The organism is Lactobacillus sp. VURO6/B1 (VP7), from assembly GCF_058139575.1.
The window spans coordinates 1-18,174 of record NZ_JBVOWJ010000009.1; the positions used below are offsets into that span (position 1 = coordinate 1).

Sequence of the window (18,174 nt, forward strand, 5' to 3'; positions counted from 1 at the left end):
ATTTTTGCGAAAACATTGTTCAGTTTTCAAGGTACTACCTGCTGCTTCTTTAAAACAGCTTTTTTATTTTCCCAGATTCAGTCCCTTTTGTCAAGCACTTTTTTCTGGGTTCTTTTCGCCGTCTTCCCTGACAGCGTTTATTATCTTACTAAAGCAGCTCGCTTTTGTCAACTGCTTTTGCTCGATTTTTTGTGCTGCCTCTTAGGCCTCTTGCCTTGCGGCTCATTGCCCGACGACAGTTATTAATACTAGCAATTATTTTTGCCTTTTGCAAGTCTTTTTTATCATTTTTTCTGTTAAAACCAAAAAGCCTTAACTATCTGGCACTTTTAAGAAAAAGTAAAACCTCTTTTTCCAAGTATTTCATTCGCATTACCCTTGGTATTCTTTTGTGAGAGTTTTAAATGGTTAAAAGCACCACTTTTCAATGTCATAATAAAACAAAGTATTTTCAGACGAATTACAAACGTTATCTAAATTTAATCTTTTCGTATTCCCCAAATTAATTTTAAAGTCTTATAATACTACTATATTTTAAGGAGAAAAGAATTATTTTGAAGCATAAATTTATTACAATGGTGGCTTCCCTAGTTATTGCTGCCTCACCTTTAGTTACTGCAACCAGTCAGGTTAGTGCAGCAACTGCCACTAATAATAAGCAGACTGAAATGTACAATTTTGTTAGAGATACTTTTAAAAAGCACAATGTTCGTGGCATAGTCACAGTAGTACAAAACGGGGTTCCACAAACAATCAGCTACGGTTATGCCTGGTATGGCAAAAGAATTGGTAATGGCAGCAGCAAAATTGTTTATCCCACCGCTTCACTGCAAAAAGTAATTACTGGTGCAATGATAGTTCAACTAATTAATGAAACCAAGGGCACCAAAGACGAATTTACTCAATACACCAAAATATCTCGCTGGTACCCTAACCTCAAGAATGCCGATAATATTACTGTAGGAAATCTGCTGACCCATACTTCTGGAATTATGGCTACTAAAACAGAAATAGACAGAGGCTATAATTATTCAGAAGACAATGCTATTAACTGGGTGGTTAATAATATCAATGCCTCAAAGTCTGACACAATAGGTAATTATCACTACAATAATAGTAACTATATTTTACTCACCGGTATCATTAGGCAAGTTACAGGCAAGTCTTACGAAGATAACTTGCAAACCCGCATTATTGATAAGCTAAATTTGAAAAATACTTATCTTTACCAAAACATCCCTAAGAAAATGACTGATCCAATTTCATACTATTCAAATGGGAGTAAGAACTATCAAAAAGCAACTTATCTCAAAAAAAGCTTGGTTTCACAAATTCCTGGTGCTGGCAATCTTTTTACTACCACAGCAGAATATTACAAGATTCAGGTGGGCTTAACAGACGGCACAGTTTTAAATAAAGATGATTTCTATTATTTGACTCACCTAAAAAGCAAAGTAGTTAACTATTCAGGTGGAATGTACCTATACAATAATGATAATATTAGAAACGCCTATGGCAGCTTTAAGGGACAGCATTTTGGCACCTGGGTGCAGCTAACTGCTGATAATCAAAATGGAATTGTTATGTTTTTAAATCAAACTAACGATAATGAAAATGATCAAAAAGATGTAGGATACGAAATCCTGAAACGTATCAAACCTAATACTTTTGTAGAGCGCTAGGTTTTTATCAAAAAATTAGCTAAAGTGATTTCCTACTTACATATCAAAAGGACTAATAAATCAGCATTTATCAACGTGATTTGTTGGTCCTTTGTTTTGTAATAATCCTTTAAATATTACTTTCTTTGCTAACTCAAAAAGTCTAAGAAGTTCAATTCTTAGACTTTTTCTTATTCATCAAATAGTAGCTCATACATTTTTGTACTCAATGGCTTTTCTAGCAGCAAATTCATCCCTACCGCAGCTTTTTTCTTTGGCCCCAGTAATTCTTCCTTGACCGTATCCTTTTGAATATCTACCTGTCCTAAATAGTAAAATTGCTTGCCAATCGCATCGCTCTTCTTAACAAAAAGCAACAGCTTCATCTGCGGAGTATTAAGTAGTCTCTGAACTTCATCTGATTCTAGATGACGGGGCGATCTCGTATACCAGCGCAAACAGCGACCGTCTTCTAGCGTATTATGGTACAAAGCATTGCGCTTTTTAGTCGAATCTTTTTGATAAGTAATAAAAATAGGCGTTTCGTTTTCGTCTACACAATAGCCATACATAGGTGCGGAAACATCTTTGGGCCAGTTTAACAACCGACAAACATCTTTACGATCATATTGCTGGTAAAGGGTAAATTGTTTGTGATTGTCATAGTCTTGATTAAGTGCCAAACCCGTTTTAATCACATCTCTAAATAATTTCCTAAAAGTTTCATTTTGGTTAAGAGATTGTGCCAATATTGGTGCTAATGAATAGTCAAACAAATCAATTTTGACTATAAGAGGTTGACCGCCATACTGGTCTTTTTTCGTTGTCTTGCCTTGTTTGATGTCAAAAAAGTTCAAAGAAAGAATATCTTCTACTGAAGTCAGGACCTTTTCATTAACGTAAGCACCATAATCATGCAAGACTTGCTCAAATTCTTCTTGACTAACCTGGTCTTTTTCTAAAAGCAGCTGCAATAGTATTAGTTCATGTGGTCTTTTCCCATTTAATAATTCCTTGGTAACAAAAGACAAAACGCCATCTTCATAATCACTTAGCTTCACAGGTTCACCCATTTTAATCAAGAAGTCGCCATAATGTTTAAGACTATGGTTATTCGCAAAAACCATAGGTGAGGTTGAACCATAACGATAAAAATCAAATAACAGGGGCGGACGTCCTATCTTTTGCACTAGTTCTTGGTAAGACTGCCGTAATTCTTTAATGCTGTCCAATTTAATCTGATCAAGCGAAGCCAAAATTTTAGCAGAGGCAATTTGGCTGAAGTTAATCGTTGAAACATCAATAAAACCAGGAAGCATACTTTCCTGCCGGGCCTTATCTTGCGAACGACTATCATCTTGATTTAAAGCAATCGGAATTAAATAATTATTTTTGTAGTTACCAATAAAGTCAATGACAGTCACATAATCTTTACCAGGATATTTACGCAAACCGCGTCCCAACTGCTGGATAAACACAATGCTGGACTGCGTATTGCGCAACATAATAATCTGATTTAAAGCTGGAATATCAATACCTTCATTAAAAAGATCAACGGTAATAATGTAATCAATTTTACCCTGTTCCAGCTGGTTGACAACTTGTAGTCTTCTTTTTTCACTATCTTCATTAGTTAAAGCAACTGCTGGATGCTTACGTTCTGAAAAAGCCTGCGCTAATTTACGCGCTTCTTCTTGGCGACTGCAAAAAACCAACCCTTTAGCTTGAGAGCCACAATAACCATAATAATCCAATTGCTTTAAGACATAGTCTACCCGTTCGGGTGCCAGTAGTCTGCGCAAATTGGTAGTTTCATCAATCGTTGCACCATCTACTTCATAATCCTCAACGCCAACATAATGAAAAGGTGCCAGCATCTTCTCTTCCAGTGCTTCACGCAAACGGATCTCATAGGCTAAATTATAATCAAATAAGCGGTAAACATCCTGATCATCCATTCTTTCCGGCGTAGCAGTCATCCCCAGCCAAAATTGTGGCTTAAACTTGGCAAAAATGCGCTGATAACTTGGTGCAGCCGCCCGGTGAGCCTCATCAATCAAAATATAATCGAAAGTTGTTGCCTCCAAGCTGTCAAGTATATCTGGCTGGCTTAAAGTCTGCACGGTGGCAAAAACATATTTGCGTTCAAGTTGGTGCTTATGTCCTGTTAATAGCCCATAATCAGATAACTTGCCACCAATCACTTGGTAAAAACTTTTTAAAGCTTTTTTGGCAATTTGCTCGCGGTGGACAACATAAAGAAATTTATGAGGCTTAAAGTCTTTGACTGCAAATGCTCCCAAATACGTTTTGCCTGTTCCTGTTGCTGAAACTACCAGACCGCGTTTTTGCCCGCTATCTATTAGTCCTTTTAACTCATGCAAAGCTTCTTTTTGCATTTCATTAGGTACAATTTTAGCTTTTTCATTTAACTGAGCCCCTGATTGCGACTGTGGTTTTACCCAATTTTGCTCATATTCTGCTATCCAACTTTCAGATAAGGGCATACTGTTTCTTTTTAATTCATGTAACTGCCGGGCAATCTGTGTTGTCAGTGTCGCATTATTTTTGGAGCTGATTTTTAAAGCCCACTCACAGTTACTGAGCAAAGCTGCCCGGGTAAAATTAGCGCTGCCGATAACTAAAGTCTGCCAATCTTCGTGTTCAAAAAGATAGCCTTTAGCATGAAAACCGTTTTTAGAGGTGATTTTAACGCTTAAATTGGGAATTTTTAACAATTCACGGAAAACTTTAGGGTTGTTAAATCCTAAGTAGTCACCTGTAATTAAAGTACCCGTAATATTTCTTTTAGCCAAATCAGCCATGACTACTTTAAACGGAACAAGCATATCTTGAGTAATAAAAGCCACTGCCCAGGTAAAACTTTGGCAGCTAAGAAGCTCTTGACGCAGCGTCAGCCAGATATTCTCCTGTTTGTTATTTTGCAACAGTTTTGGTCCTAATAATTCATGTCCTGGATAGCTGGGATCATACAAACCGTTAAGAATGGCATCCTGCAAAGGCTCATTCATTCAACATCACCTCAAAGCTATTTTACACAAAAGAAAAAGAAACCCAACCCTTTGGATCTCTTTTTATTACTATTTATAAATCTATTTCCAATAAAATTGGGCAGTGATCGGCGCGCTCCCCAGTATCCATCATCTCGGAACGCTTGACCTTATCAGCAATTCTATTGCTTGTCAGCCAATAATCAATTCTCCAGCCTGAATTATTAGCCTTAGCAGTCCTTACACGTTGAGCCCACCACGAGTAAACTCCTTCAACGTTGCCATTAACTTTTCTAAAGGTATCTGTGAAACCGGCCTTAAGCATTTTAGTAAAATCGGCTCGCTCTTCATCGGTAAAACCAGCTGAATGATGGTTAGTGTCCGGGTGTTTCAGGTCAATTTCATGGTGAGCGCAGTTGTAATCACCGCTAGCCAAAACCGGCTTTTCCTGATCCAATTTTTGCAAATAGGCAGTGTATTTTTCATCCCATACTTGCCGTTCACTTAAGCGCTTTAGGCCATTACCTGAATTTGGCGTATAAACCTGGGTCACAAAATACTCAGGAAACTCCAACGTAATAATTCTGCCTTCATGATCCATTGGCTCTGGTGCACCAATCACAGGATAAGCTACTTTAGGCTTAAGTTCTTTTTTGTATAAAAACATAGTACCGGCATATCCTTTACGAGCTGGTTCTTCTGATGAGCGCCATACTATATCATATTCTGGAAACTCCTTGGTTAATATTTCCAAGTGTTTTTTGGTAGGTCCAGTTGAGCGCAATTTTGTTTCCTGGATTGCGACAATATCGGCATTTTGAGCATGTATTTTTTCTAAAACCTGGCGTGTTGCCACGGCACGTGAGGAAGTTCCTGTTAAAGCTGCATTAAGTGAATCAATATTCCACGAAATTAAGATCATTTTCTTCTCCTTATTAATCATTTCTTTCATTATATAGTTTTTTCACTGGGACTCAAAACTTCTATTATTTTTTTCAGTATTATTTTTTTAGCGGTATTAGGTATTCTTATTAAATTTGCTGTTATATTTTTCACTACCTCAGTAAAAAATAATTGTAATTTTTTTGTTTTGCTATAATCCCTTGTACAACATAAATGTAAGCGATTACTGATATAGCAGTATTTTTAAAAAAATAATTTTTTCACATTTTTATATTTTTCAATCACGTTAAGCAAGTGTATAATAGCACAAGAGACAACAATAATAATCTTTGGAGGTTAGATTTTATGACTAAAATTTATGCTTACGCCATTCGTAAAGATGAAGAACCTTATGTTCATGAATGGAAAGAGGCTCACAAGGATGTTGATGTTGATTTCACTGATCAACTTCTCACCCCTGAAACGGCTGAATTAGCTAAAGGTGCTGATGGTGTTGTAACTTACCAGCAACTGGATTATAAGGCTGATACTATTGAGGCTTTAGACAAATTAGGTATTCACAACTGGTCAATCCGTAACGTTGGTATTGACAATATTGACCTAAAGAAAGCTAAGGAATTAGGCTTTAAGATCACTAATGTTCCGGTATACTCACCAGATGCCATCGCTGAACACGCTGCTATTCAAGCTGCCAGAGTTTTGCGCCAAGACAAGGTTATGGACGAAAAAGTTGCTAAGCATGATCTGCGCTGGGCACCTACAATTGGTCGCGAAGTACGTGACCAAACTGTTGGTGTTGTAGGTACTGGTCATATTGGTCAAGTATTCATGAGAATTATGGAAGGCTTTGGCGCTAAGGTTATTGCCTACGATATCTTCAAGAACCCAGAATTAGAAAAGAAGGGTTACTACGTTGATGACTTAGATGAACTTTACGCTAAGTCTGACGTTATTTCACTTCACGTTCCTGATACTCCAGAAAATGTTCACATGATTAACGATGATTCAATTAAGAAGATGAAGGATGGCGTTGTTATTGTCAACGTTTCCCGTGGACCATTAGTTGATACGGATGCAATTGTTCGTGGTCTTGACTCAGGTAAAGTTTTTGGCTTCGTAATGGATACTTACGAAAATGAAGTTGGTATTTTCAACAGTGACTTCAGTTGTAAGGACTTTCCTGACAAACGTTTAGCTGACTTGATTGCACGGCCAAATGTTTTGGTAACTCCACATACAGCCTTTTACACTACTCATGCTGTTCGTAACATGGTTATCAAGGCTTTCGACAACAACTTGAAGCTAATTAAGGGTGAAAAAGCTGATACTCCAGTTGATTTAGACAAAGAGTTTTAGTCTCTAAACTTATTTTCCCTTCTTAAATACACTTTATTGTCAAAAAAGACATCAGATAAATTTATCTGATGTCTTTTTAATTGATTATTTTAATTAGCAGAAGCATTTATTGCCTGAATCAGCGCGTTCCTAAACCCTTCTTCTTCAAGTTTAGTTACGCCTCTAATTGTCGAACCGCCCGGCGTTGTAACTTCATCTTTTAACTCTTCGGGCAATTTTTTACTAATGAGTGCCAACTTACTAGTACCTAAAAGCATCTGGTTAATTATTTCGTATGATTCGGCTCGGTTAACTCCATTCTGTACTGCGGCATCACTGAGAGCTTCAACCATTAAATCAACATAGGCAGGCGTGCAACCGGCTACAGTACCATATATGCCCAGCAAATTTTCAGGTACAACGTAAACTGCTCCCATTTGGGTAAAAATATTTTTGACAGTAGTGATTACTGCCGGCTTTTCATCAGGTATAAAGCTGGCAACTGTAATACCTGCACCGATTTGTACCGGTGTATTGGGCACTATTTTGCCAAAAGAAGTTTCTGCTGGCAGCTTTTGATTAATTTGAATCAGATCGCCACCGCCAGTTGACAGAATAATGCCGTGATATTTTTGACCTAAATTTTTGATGATTGTTTCAGTGGCAGATCCGCCTACCGCTACTATAACTGCTTGACAAGCATTAAAGTCCTCATAATTATTAATCAAGCTTAAGTGACGTTCAGCTGCCATTTTTTGCGCAGTGTGATGGCGTCCACCGTCAAAAACATAAATGTCTTCACTAGGATTTTGGGCATTCAACAAGCCCTCAATAATTGCAGAGCCAATTTTACCAGCTCCAATAAAGCCAATTTTCATCAACAAGCACCTTTTAAAAATCTGTTTGGTCTGGATCATTTGCTACTTGAGCTGCTCCATGCAAACCATCAAGTTTTGCCATATCAGCCTCAGTAATAGTAAAGTCAAAGACCCGCAAATTAGCTTCAAGGCGCTCGCGATGAACTGATTTTGGTAGTGGAACGAAACCATGTTGCAACGACCAGCGTAATAAAACTTGTGCTGGACTCTTATCATAATGCTGCGCAATAGAAACTACCGTGTCATTAGCAAACAAACCACCTCTACCTAGTGGTGAATATGCTTCGCTCAGAATACCAAGTTCTTTATTATAAGCCGTCACGTCTTCTTCCATATCACTAGGGTTAAGATAAATTTGATTAACGGCAGGACGAATCTTAGCAGTTTTCAGAAGTTCATCTAAGTGCTTACGCCTAAAGTTAGAAACGCCAATTGCGCGAATTTTTCCTGCTTGAACTGCCTCTTCCATTGCCTGCCAGCTTTCCGCATTCAATTCAGCCCAGTGATCACGCACCGGAGCCGGATTAGGCCAATGGATTAAGTACAAATCAAGATAATCTAAATCCAGTTTAGTTAAACTTTCATCAATTGCTGCTTTAGTTTTCTGGTAACCGTGATGATCATTCCACAACTTAGTCGTCACAAATAAGTCACGCCTGTTAACTCCACTTCGTTTAATGCCCCGGCCAATGCTTTCCTCATTGCCGTAGGCAGCAGCAGTATCAATTAAGCGATAACCGAGACTCAGCGCATCCTCAACGGTTTTTTGAGCAACTTCACCATCAGGAGTTTGCCAAGTTCCCAGTCCGATAACTGGGATTTTGACGCCATTATTTAATTCATAAGTGTCATTTAAAGATTGAATTTTGCTAGTCATATTTTTCACCTCTCACCACTATTATACCGAACTGAACTATACTTCTACAGCAAAAGATAGCAATTATTGCGGCTGTTTTTGAAAGTCGCTTTTTAGTAAAGTTACAAATTGCGGATAAGTGGTTACTTCATATAGCGGATGCAGGTTCATCTTATTCTTGCGCCTGCGGTGGTTATACCAAATGCTGTCAAAACCATATTTTTCTGCTCCTAATATGTCTGACTGCAGTCCGTCACCAAAAAAGACTGTATCTTCAGGACCAATATTGGTGTGAGCAAAAAAGTAATCAAAAATCCGAGTATCAGGCTTAGAAAAACCAGCTTCTTGCGATGTCACAATTAAGGAAAAATAATCCTTAATTCCCGCTAATTGTAAACGATGCCTTTGCATAAAGGTCTCACCGTTGCTTAAAACCGTCAAGCAATAATTTTGTTTACGGGCATACCGCAAAGTATCCGTAACTCCCGGCAGCAACTTGTACGACTCACCAAAATAAGAGCGATATTCATTCATTATTGCTAAGCCATCAACTGTAATACCCAAATTTTCTTTAATAAAATTGGTAAAAGCCATTCTACTCAGCTGCTCATAATTGATCTTGCCTTGTTCCAGCTTACGCCACAGTCCTTGATTATATGCATGGTAATCACGTTGCATCTCTTCAGTTAGCTGCCAGTGATGTGCTTTAAAGAGACTATGCAATGCAAAACTTTCCGTGGCAGCAAAGTCAATCAAAGTATCATCAACATCAAAAATTATTTGTTTATAACGCAAGCAATTTCTTCCTCTCCAAATATCCCTAAGAATATAATGCGTATTCACTAAAATTAGTGTGGAGATTCATTATAACAATATTTCACTGATAAAGAACATAATTAACTATTTTTAAATTTTGTTTACATTGCTACTGCTATTTCAAAAAATAAGATATAATATCCCTTAATTTAAGCAAAAGGAGTGATTGGGCATGTTTACATTATTATTGATTTTGTTTCTCATTTGGCTTTTGGTCAAAATGGGAATTGGGATTGTCAAAATCCTATTTTTCCTTTTAGCTTGTGCTCTTGCTTTCTTTTTCTTAATTCACTTATTCATTCCTGCAATTATTTTTCTGGGCTTAATCTTCCTTTTCTTCGCAGCAGTCAGGCATTAGTTTTACTTTAAAAAAATAAAGATATATTCAAGCATAATAAGTACTAGATTCAACTTATTGTGCTTTTTTGTTGCTCTGAATTCTATATGTTTTTTTATTACCCTCTATAACTTACTCGCACATCATTTAATGCTTTTCTCTTGTGTTTGAGAGTAAACTTTGCTCTAGAAAATACAAGATATTGTGGTATAGTTCTAATTGTAGCCATAGATGATGTGTCTGTGGAACAATTTGCTAGTTTAAGGAGTAACTTTGAATATGAAAAATACGAGCATAACCTTAGATCAGGGTTACATTGATCAAGTGAAACAAAATGTCACTCCCCATTGGGGAGAGCTTGGCTGGGTTACTTATAAAAGGACCTATGCCAGATGGCTTCCTGAAAAAAATCGTTCCGAAAATTGGGACGAAACGGTTAAACGCGTAATCGAGGGCAACATTAATTTGGATCCCCGTCTTAAAGATTCTCCTTCGACAGAAGTAGTCAACGAATTAACAAACGAAGCTAAGGATTTATTTAAACTGGTTTACGGCCTTGGCGCAACGCCTTCTGGTCGTAATCTGTGGGTTTCTGGTACAGATTACCAAAAGCGCAATGGTGACTCTTTGAATAATTGCTGGTTCATAGCTATTCGTCCGCAAAAATACGGTGACAGTCATATAGTTCCAGATTATTTAAATCAAGATCAAGAAGCAGTTTCAATGCCTTTTTCATTTCTTTTTGACGAATCAATGAAAGGCGGCGGCGTTGGCTTTTCTGTTGTCCAAGATAATATTAGAAAGATTCCTGCAGTTGATAATAAAATTGACTTGACAGTCGTGATTAACAAAAAGAGTGCCTCATACGCAGATTCAATTAAGCTGGGTGCAACGGACAAAGACGAATGGATCAAGCAAAACGATGGTAAATCAGATTATATTTATTATAATTTGCCCGATACCCGTGAAGGCTGGGTTTTAGCTAACGCTCGCTTAATCGACGTGCACTTTAACCAAACCAATTCTGAAAATAAGACCAAACTGGTACTCGACATCAGCAGAATTCGTCCTTACGGAGCTAAGATTCACGGCTTTGGCGGTACAGCTTCTGGTCCTATGCCGTTAGTGGAAATGTTTTTCGATATTAACAACATTATTAACAACCGGGTCGGCGGCAATTTAACTTCTGTTGATTGTACTGACATTTGCAACTTAATTGGTAAAACAGTCGTTGCCGGCAACGTAAGAAGATCAGCAGAACTGGCTTTAGGCACTAGTACTGATCAAGACTTTATCGCTATGAAACAGGATAAAGATAAACTCTACCACCACCGCTGGGCCTCAAATAACAGTGTGGCAATTGATTCTAACTTTGATGAATATGAACCAATTGCTAACGGCATCAGAGAAAACGGTGAGCCTGGAATAGTTAACCTTGACTTATCTCGTAATTACGGCCGGATCATTGACGGTTATCAAAAAGATATTGACGGTGATGTTGAAGGTACTAACCCTTGTGGAGAAATTTCCCTGGGTAACGGTGAACCTTGCAACCTGTTCGAAGTATTTCCATATATTGCAGAACAAGAAAATTGGGATCTGAAAGACGTTTTCAGATTAGCGACTCGCTACGCCAAACGTGTAACCTTTAGCGACTATGACTGGGAAATTTCCCGTAACATCATTTATAAGAACAGGAGAATTGGTGTTTCAATGTCAGGTATCCAGGACTGGTTGTTAAATGACTTGGGTCACCGCGTTGTTACCGGCTTTGAAGACAGCATTGATGAAGAAACTGGTGCAAAGATTAAGAAGCCAATTTATGATCCTCAGGGAATTAAAATGGTTACTGATGCTTACCAAGCCGTCATCGATGCTGATAAAGAATACAGTAAGATTTTAAAATGCAACGAATCAATCAAGCACACAACTGTTAAACCTTCAGGTACTGTTGCCAAACTGGCTGGAGCTTCTGAGGGAATGCACTTCCACTATGCCGGTTATCTCATTCAAAGAATCAGGTTCCAAGCTTCTGATCCTCTGCTTAAAGCACTGGACGCCTGTGGTTACTACTCAGAACCTGATATTTATTCACCCAACACAACATGTGTTGAGTTTCCATTGCGTGCTGCTCACGCCGACAGCAAGAACTTTGCTTCAGCCGGCACGGTTTCAATTGAAGAACAGTTTGCAACGCAAGCATTCCTGCAAACTTACTGGTCAGATAATGCAGTCAGTTGTACCGTTACTTTCCAGAGCGACGAAGGAGACAAGATTACGTCACTCTTTAAACAATACCGTTATGTAATTAAGTCAACTTCACTGTTGCCATACTATGGCGGTTCACTCAAACAAGCGCCAAAAGAACCAATCGATAAAGAAAAATACGAAGAAAGAAAAGCCCAGATTACCGGTGATGTTGCTCAAGTCTTTGCCGAGCAAAATGATGATCAAAAAGACTTGGAGTTAGTTGACCAAACTGACTGTGAATCCGGTGCATGTCCTGTTAAATAAATTATTTAAATAATTTAAGTAGGCGAAATTTTAATCATGAAAAAAAGCAAGTTACCAATTATTGCTAGTGTTGCAGCCATTTTTGCCTTTACTTTATCCGGTTGTCAGAACAATCAGACCCAGCAAAAACCTAAAGCAAATAATAATATTTCTGTTAGCTATGTTTTAACTACGAAAAAAGATACAGAAAAAAAGACAGTCAAAGTGCCTAAAAAGTCTACTGTTATGACTGGTTTGAAAAAGGCCTGGAAGGTAGACAGCAATAAAGGGTTCATTACTGCAATTGATGGTAAAAAGCAAAATGCCAAAAAGAAAATATACTGGACTTACACCGTTAACGGAAAATACGCTACCAAAGGTGCTAACCAGCAAAAAGTCGCAAGCAACGATAAAGTAAAGTTTACTTTAGCCAAAATGAAATAAAAAATCCGTGCAAGCGACTAAGTACGAAATATTTTAGTGCTTGCACAAAAAATTTATAGATTGGGAGTTTTTATATGAAAAAAAGCAAATTATCTGTTTTAACCGGAATAGCCACTATTTTTACCTTTACGTTTGCAGGTTATGAAACAACCCAAAACGTCCAGCAGGTTGATGCCAGCAGCAAGATTAAAGTCACTTATACTCTGAAAGTACACAACAAGACTTATAAAAAGAAGACTGTTAAATTGCCTAAGCACTCAACAGTAATGCGTGGTTTAAAAAAGTGCTGGAAAGTAAAGAGTACGAATGGTTTTATTACTTCTATTGCTGGCAAGAGCCAAAAACCAAGTAAAAAAATCTATTGGACCTACAGAATTAATGGTAAGTTTGCTCAAAAAGGTGCCGCAATTCAAAAATTGGCAAACAAAGACAAGATTAAATTTACTTTAGCAAAAACTAGCTTTTAAAGTTTGCTATGGTACGTAATTCAACCAAGAAGTTAGCATTATTAGCCATTTTAACTGCCATGTGCGTGGCACTAAGAATTTTTAAGATTATACCTGTACCTAATGTCCAGCCAGTGACTGATATCTTAATGATTGTGACTTTAAATATTGGTTTTGGTTTTGGCTTTGCCTTAGCTCTTTTAACCATGGTCGTCTCCAACATTTACTTAGGCTTTGGCATCTGGACTGTATCACAGGTTTTAGCTTACGGCGGTTGCGTTTTAACCGTTGCTTTGCTAGGTAAATTTACACCGCTTAAAAAGCACTTTACTTTACAATTAATTCTCGCCGTTTTTCTTGGCTGGGAATATGGCTGCTTTGTCGACTTCGGTATGTCTATTTTCGGCGGTTTTAATGCCTTTTTAGCATACTGGGCCGGCAGTCTAGTCTTTGACACTTATCATGCAGTTGGTGATTTAGTATTTTATCCCATTTTATACAAACCACTAAACATTGCACTTGATCATTACAAACGGAGGCTGTTATGACAATTAAAATCTATACTAAGTTGGGCGATCAAGGTTTCACCAAACAGGTTACCGGTAAAATGGTACCTAAATATGACCTACAAATTGTTGCCGTTGGTGATATTGATGAACTTGATTCTTATCTAGGTGTTGTAATTGCCAACTTGTCTGCTAAATGTCAAAAATTGCATGATCCTTTACAAGATTTGCAACGTGACTTATATGAGCTTGAAAGTGACATTGTTGTCAAAAGGCATGAAGAAATTACGACAGAAAAAGTGGAGAATTTAGAAAAAGAAATCGACAACCTCAATGAACAAATTCCTAAAACAACCCATTTCATTCTACCTGGCGGTTCGGTTACTGCCACACATCTGCATTATGCACGTACAGTGGCCAGACGAGCAGAACGTTCAATGGCTAAGTTGAACGCTGAGGAGCAAAAACTTGCTCCTGCTTGTTTAAAATATATCAATCGCCTGTCAGATTATCTATTTATCTTAGCGCGCTACGCCAACGTCTTAGATGGTGTGCCAGAAGTCAAAAGTAAAATCAAATAATCTTACTCATATTAAAAAAGCGGAGTAGTTTCAATTACGAAACTACTCCGTTTTTAGTTTATTCAAAATTAATACTTTACTGCCACCATAGTTTGATCAATCCCTGTGTACCCAGGTCACCTAAATGCTTTTCATCAACCAAAGTCTCATACAATCTTTTAGCTTCTTCAGTAGCAGGCAATTCAATTTTCATTTCTTTAGCTGTCTCCAAAGCAATGCGTAAGTCTTTCAAAAAATGTTTACTGAAAAATCCTGGGGTATAGTCACCCTTTAAAACTCTCGGACCGTAATTACTTAGACTCCAGTTAGCAGCACTACCCGCACCGACGGTTTTGAGAACTGCTTCTAGGTTAAGGCCGGCCTTTTTGGCATAAACAAGCATTTCTGTCATACCAGTCATCGTCCCTGCAATCATAATCTGGTTTGCCATTTTGGTATTCTGACCCGCACCAGCTGGTCCAAAAAAGTGAACTTGCTTGCCGAAATCCTTAAAAACAGGTTCCAAGTTTTGATAAGCAGATGCATCTCCACCTACCATGATGGTTAAAGTACCATTTTTAGCGCCCAGGTCACCACCGGAAACAGGAGCATCCAGTACTTTAGCGCCCTGCTCTTCACCTGCAGCAAATATTTTTTGTGCTAAAGCTGGTTTTGAGGTTGTCATATCAACCAGGTTTTTGCCTTTGACATCAGCCTGCAAAATGCCGTTATCGCCGAAATAAACTTGTTCAACATCTTTCGGAAAACCTACAATTGTAAAAATCGTGTCTGCATGTTCAACAACAGCTTTAGGATTTTCACACCAAGTAGCACCTTGAGCAACTAAATTATCCGTCTTGCTTTTTGTCCGGTTATAGACCCATAACTGATGACCGGCTTTCAACAAATTAAGACAAATTGCATTGCCCATTACGCCAGTGCCAATAAAACCTATTTTCATCATCAACATCTCCCTTATAAAAGCGTTTTCTCGACAACTTAATCATACCACTAACTTATCTTTAATAAGCAAGTTTTTTATTTATTTAGGTTTTCATTAAAAAATATTTTTATTTGTTCACCATATTCCGGCATCCCCAGCAATGTAAAATTTTTAACAGCCCATTTGCACTTAGATAAATATTCTGACTTATGCTCAAAATGATAGCTGATCATATTTTCCAGCAATACTAATACATTTTTCAAAAAAAACAATTCAGGCCTCGTCTTAACGTTTTTAGCAGCTTTAACAAAATAACGCGCTTCATTATAAGCCTGTTGTTCAATGCAGATCATTAAGAGATTACAAATCACTCCTAATAGTTCTTCTTGCTGGCGCAACTTTGAAACGTTCTTTAATTTTTCAACTACCTTTTTACCTATTAGCAAATTGCTTTTCAAATCATAAATAGGAATCAAATTAATATAGATCCGCAATGCTTTTTCGTCAAAATCATTTTGATCAAAGAGCCAGCTTTTTAATTTATTCTTTTTAACTTCACTTAAATCTGCCAGCTTATTTTCCGCATCAGCTAATTCAAAGTCAATCAGCAAGAGCATTTTTTCTTGATCTTTGAAATCACTCTCTGCTACATACTGCCTGATTTGTCTAATTTTCTGAATGTCATTTTGATAATACGCCCTGTTTACTTCATCTTCTATAAAACTAGCCGCATTATCCTGAGCTTGATCTGGACTTAATTTACTAAAAAAATCCCACGGCTTAATCTGATTAGCAGTTAGAATTGCCAGCAAATCTTCTGCAGTAATGCGGTGAAGCCCTTTTTCTACCTTGGCATAGTATGAAGGACTAACTATGCCAGACGCCCATTCTTTCTGCGTTTTTAAATTTTTAATGCGAAATTCTTTTAGTAGTTCTCCGATTGTCATTTTGATTCCTTAACTAGTTTTCGCGTTTTGCGACTTACTCAATAATTATAGTTTAAATGGTATCAAGCTCTTTTTAAATAAAAATTTTAGTTTGCTATTTGACTTAACCTTAACATTAAGTACTACAATTTTAATAATTATAAAATTTTATGTTGCAGGTGAGAGCAATTCACACAATTGCTAGCTCGCTACCACAATAAAGTATTTTATAATTATAATTAATAAATATGAAACAAATTAGTGCAGGGAGGCACTTGAAAATGAACAAACATGAAGATTTCTTATTAAACCAAATTGCCGGACCCCAGGATCTTAAAAAATTAAGTATCTCTGAAATGGAAAAATTAGCCCAGGAAATCAGAACTTTAATTTTAGAAAAAGATGCAGCTGAAGGCGGACACCTTGGTCCCGATTTAGGAATTGTGGAGGCTACAATTGCCTATCATTACGTCTTTAATGCTCCACAAGATAAAATTATTTGGGACGTTTCCCACCAAACATACCCCCATAAAATGTTAACAGGACGGGCACAGGCTTGGCTTGATCCTGACCACTATGAAGACGTTACCCCATATTCTGATCCAGACGAAAGTCCTTATGATTATTACTCAATTGGTCACACTTCAACTTCTATTGCCCTAGCAACAGGTATGGCTAAGGCGCGTGACTTAATGGGCAACCATGAGAACATTATGGCACTGATTGGTGACGGCTCAATGACCGGTGGACTGGCCTTTGAAGGTTTAAACAATGCCGCAATTGAAAAGCACAACTTGGTAGTTGTAGTTAATGATAATCAATGGTCAATTGATGAAAATGTTGGCGGCTTAGTGACTGCTCTGAAGAAATTACGCGATTCAAATGGCCAGACTGCCGAAAATCCGTTTACGGCAATGGGCTTTGATTACCGCTATGTCGCAGACGGTAATAACCTTGCTGATATGATTGCCGCTTTTAAAGCTGTCAAAGATGTTGACCACCCAATTTTATTACACATTAATACTCTTAAAGGCAAAGGCTATGAGCCTGCAATCAATGATGAAGAAGCTCACCACTGGGTATCACCCTTTAATTTGCAAGATGATCAGCCACTTGCTCCAGAAAGTCAGGGTTCTACTCCCAATTCAGTTGCTCTCGATGTGATTAAAAATGAAATTAAAGCAGGAAAAAATGTCATGGCTATAGATGCGGCCATTCCGGGTGTCTTTGATCTGAAAGAGTTCAAAAAAGAATATCCCGATCATTACACTGACGTTGGTATTGCTGAACAAGAGTCAGTTGCTTTTGCTACTGGTTTTGCTAAAGAAGGTGGCATTCCAGTTCTAATGGAAAATTCTACTTTCCTACAGCGTGCTTTTGACCAACTTTCTCACGATACGGCTGCCAATGACCTGCCTGTCGTAATGTTAGTTGCGGGAGGACGAATTTCTAATCAATCTAAGACACACTTGGGCATCTTTGACCAAGTAATGATTTCTAATTTACCTAATTGGATTTACTTAGCTCCTACTACGCTAGAAGAAGAAAAAGCAATGATTAAGTGGGCAATTAACCAAAGAAAATACCCCGTTGCTATTAAAATGCCGGCTAATGTGCCAGACTCAGACGAACAAACAGTAGCGACTGATTATTCAGAAATTAAGTATCAAGTTAAACCAGGTAAAGATGTGGCAGTTTTGGCACTAGGAGATTTTTATCAATTAGGTAAAGACGTAGCAACTAAGTTAGGAGCTACCCTGGTCAATCCGCTCTCTGCCAATATTTTGGACAAACAAGCACTGGACCAGTTAGCAGCTAATCACCAATTAATTGTTACTCTTGAAGATAACTCTCTAGATGGCGGTTTTGGGCAAAAAGTGGCTTCTTATCTGGGTAAAGAAAAAGTTAAAGTGCTCAATTACGGCCAAAAGCGCGTTTATACCGATCAAACTCCAGTTACAGAAATTTACCAGCAAAATCATTTAACTACTGCTCAAATTGTGGCGGATTTACAGCAGCTTTTATAATTGCAAACTATGGCTGCAAGGAGTTGATTAAT

General features: G+C 37.7%; 16 protein-coding genes. 9 read left to right on the forward strand and 7 right to left on the reverse strand.

The window, feature by feature from the left end:
- The first annotated feature begins 575 nt into the window (after positions 1-575).
- Entirely contained in the window at positions 576-1,682 is a 1,107-nt protein-coding gene (locus ACZ2M0_RS06040; protein ID WP_490058930.1) for a serine hydrolase domain-containing protein, read from the forward strand.
- 170 nt (positions 1,683-1,852) lie between these two features.
- On the opposite strand, the gene ACZ2M0_RS06045 is transcribed toward ACZ2M0_RS06040, so the two are convergent.
- On the reverse strand, positions 1,853-4,693 hold the full coding sequence (locus ACZ2M0_RS06045) for a DEAD/DEAH box helicase (RefSeq protein WP_490058867.1): 2,841 nt from the start codon (positions 4,691-4,693) through the stop codon (positions 1,853-1,855).
- Positions 4,694-4,766: 73 nt separating this feature from the next.
- Entirely contained in the window at positions 4,767-5,594 is an 828-nt protein-coding gene (locus tag ACZ2M0_RS06050; RefSeq protein ID WP_490058868.1) for an exodeoxyribonuclease III, read from the reverse strand.
- A gap of 326 nt (positions 5,595-5,920) precedes the next feature.
- On the opposite strand from ACZ2M0_RS06050, the gene ACZ2M0_RS06055 reads away from it, so the two are divergent.
- Positions 5,921-6,931, forward strand: a complete 1,011-nt coding sequence (locus ACZ2M0_RS06055; protein ID WP_490058869.1) for a D-2-hydroxyacid dehydrogenase — start codon at positions 5,921-5,923, stop codon at positions 6,929-6,931.
- An 89-nt stretch (positions 6,932-7,020) separates the two neighbouring features.
- On the opposite strand, the gene ACZ2M0_RS06060 is transcribed toward ACZ2M0_RS06055, so the two are convergent.
- From ACZ2M0_RS06060 to ACZ2M0_RS06070, 3 genes are all read right to left on the reverse strand, one after another.
- The gene (locus ACZ2M0_RS06060; RefSeq protein WP_490058870.1) at positions 7,021-7,788 is read right to left on the reverse strand and encodes a pyrroline-5-carboxylate reductase family protein; all 768 of its coding nucleotides are present in this window, start codon (positions 7,786-7,788) and stop codon (positions 7,021-7,023) included.
- A gap of 13 nt (positions 7,789-7,801) precedes the next feature.
- On the reverse strand, positions 7,802-8,665 hold the full coding sequence (locus tag ACZ2M0_RS06065; protein WP_490058871.1) for an aldo/keto reductase: 864 nt from the start codon (positions 8,663-8,665) through the stop codon (positions 7,802-7,804).
- Positions 8,666-8,728: 63 nt separating this feature from the next.
- Complete coding sequence (locus ACZ2M0_RS06070) at positions 8,729-9,439, reverse strand: YjjG family noncanonical pyrimidine nucleotidase (RefSeq protein WP_122051749.1); 711 nt, start codon at positions 9,437-9,439, stop codon at positions 8,729-8,731.
- 193 nt (positions 9,440-9,632) lie between these two features.
- Here ACZ2M0_RS06070 and ACZ2M0_RS06075 point away from each other — a divergent pair, with 193 nt between their 5' ends.
- The 6 genes from ACZ2M0_RS06075 (at position 9,633) to ACZ2M0_RS06100 (ending at position 14,267) form a co-directional block, all read left to right on the forward strand.
- Positions 9,633-9,818 carry a hypothetical protein gene (locus ACZ2M0_RS06075; protein ID WP_034978719.1) on the forward strand — a complete coding sequence of 62 codons (186 nt, stop codon included), beginning with the start codon at positions 9,633-9,635 and terminating at the stop codon, positions 9,816-9,818.
- 258 nt (positions 9,819-10,076) lie between these two features.
- Positions 10,077-12,311 carry a ribonucleoside-triphosphate reductase, adenosylcobalamin-dependent gene (gene nrdJ / locus ACZ2M0_RS06080; RefSeq protein ID WP_490058872.1) on the forward strand — a complete coding sequence of 745 codons (2,235 nt, stop codon included), beginning with the start codon at positions 10,077-10,079 and terminating at the stop codon, positions 12,309-12,311.
- A 36-nt stretch (positions 12,312-12,347) separates the two neighbouring features.
- Entirely contained in the window at positions 12,348-12,734 is a 387-nt protein-coding gene (locus ACZ2M0_RS06085) for a DUF4430 domain-containing protein (RefSeq protein ID WP_490058873.1), read from the forward strand.
- Between the two features lie 74 nt (positions 12,735-12,808).
- Positions 12,809-13,201 (forward strand): DUF4430 domain-containing protein, encoded by a 393-nt coding sequence (locus ACZ2M0_RS06090; RefSeq protein WP_490058874.1) that lies wholly within the window; start codon positions 12,809-12,811, stop codon positions 13,199-13,201.
- Positions 13,202-13,209: 8 nt separating this feature from the next.
- Complete coding sequence (locus ACZ2M0_RS06095; RefSeq protein WP_046331385.1) at positions 13,210-13,728, forward strand: ECF transporter S component; 519 nt, start codon at positions 13,210-13,212, stop codon at positions 13,726-13,728.
- Positions 13,725-14,267 carry a cob(I)yrinic acid a,c-diamide adenosyltransferase gene (locus ACZ2M0_RS06100; protein ID WP_490058875.1) on the forward strand — a complete coding sequence of 181 codons (543 nt, stop codon included), beginning with the start codon at positions 13,725-13,727 and terminating at the stop codon, positions 14,265-14,267. The genes ACZ2M0_RS06095 and ACZ2M0_RS06100 overlap by 4 nt, the downstream gene beginning before the upstream one ends.
- 76 nt (positions 14,268-14,343) lie before the next feature.
- Here the strand turns inward: ACZ2M0_RS06100 and ACZ2M0_RS06105 are convergent, their stop codons facing one another.
- Both ACZ2M0_RS06105 and ACZ2M0_RS06110 read right to left on the reverse strand, forming a co-directional pair.
- Complete coding sequence (locus ACZ2M0_RS06105) at positions 14,344-15,207, reverse strand: NAD(P)-dependent oxidoreductase (protein WP_490058931.1); 864 nt, start codon at positions 15,205-15,207, stop codon at positions 14,344-14,346.
- A gap of 77 nt (positions 15,208-15,284) precedes the next feature.
- The gene (locus ACZ2M0_RS06110) at positions 15,285-16,136 is read right to left on the reverse strand and encodes a helix-turn-helix domain-containing protein (RefSeq protein ID WP_490058876.1); all 852 of its coding nucleotides are present in this window, start codon (positions 16,134-16,136) and stop codon (positions 15,285-15,287) included.
- Between the two features lie 260 nt (positions 16,137-16,396).
- Here ACZ2M0_RS06110 and ACZ2M0_RS06115 point away from each other — a divergent pair, with 260 nt between their 5' ends.
- Entirely contained in the window at positions 16,397-18,142 is a 1,746-nt protein-coding gene (locus ACZ2M0_RS06115; RefSeq protein ID WP_490058877.1) for a 1-deoxy-D-xylulose-5-phosphate synthase, read from the forward strand.
- The last annotated feature ends 32 nt before the right edge of the window (positions 18,143-18,174 follow it).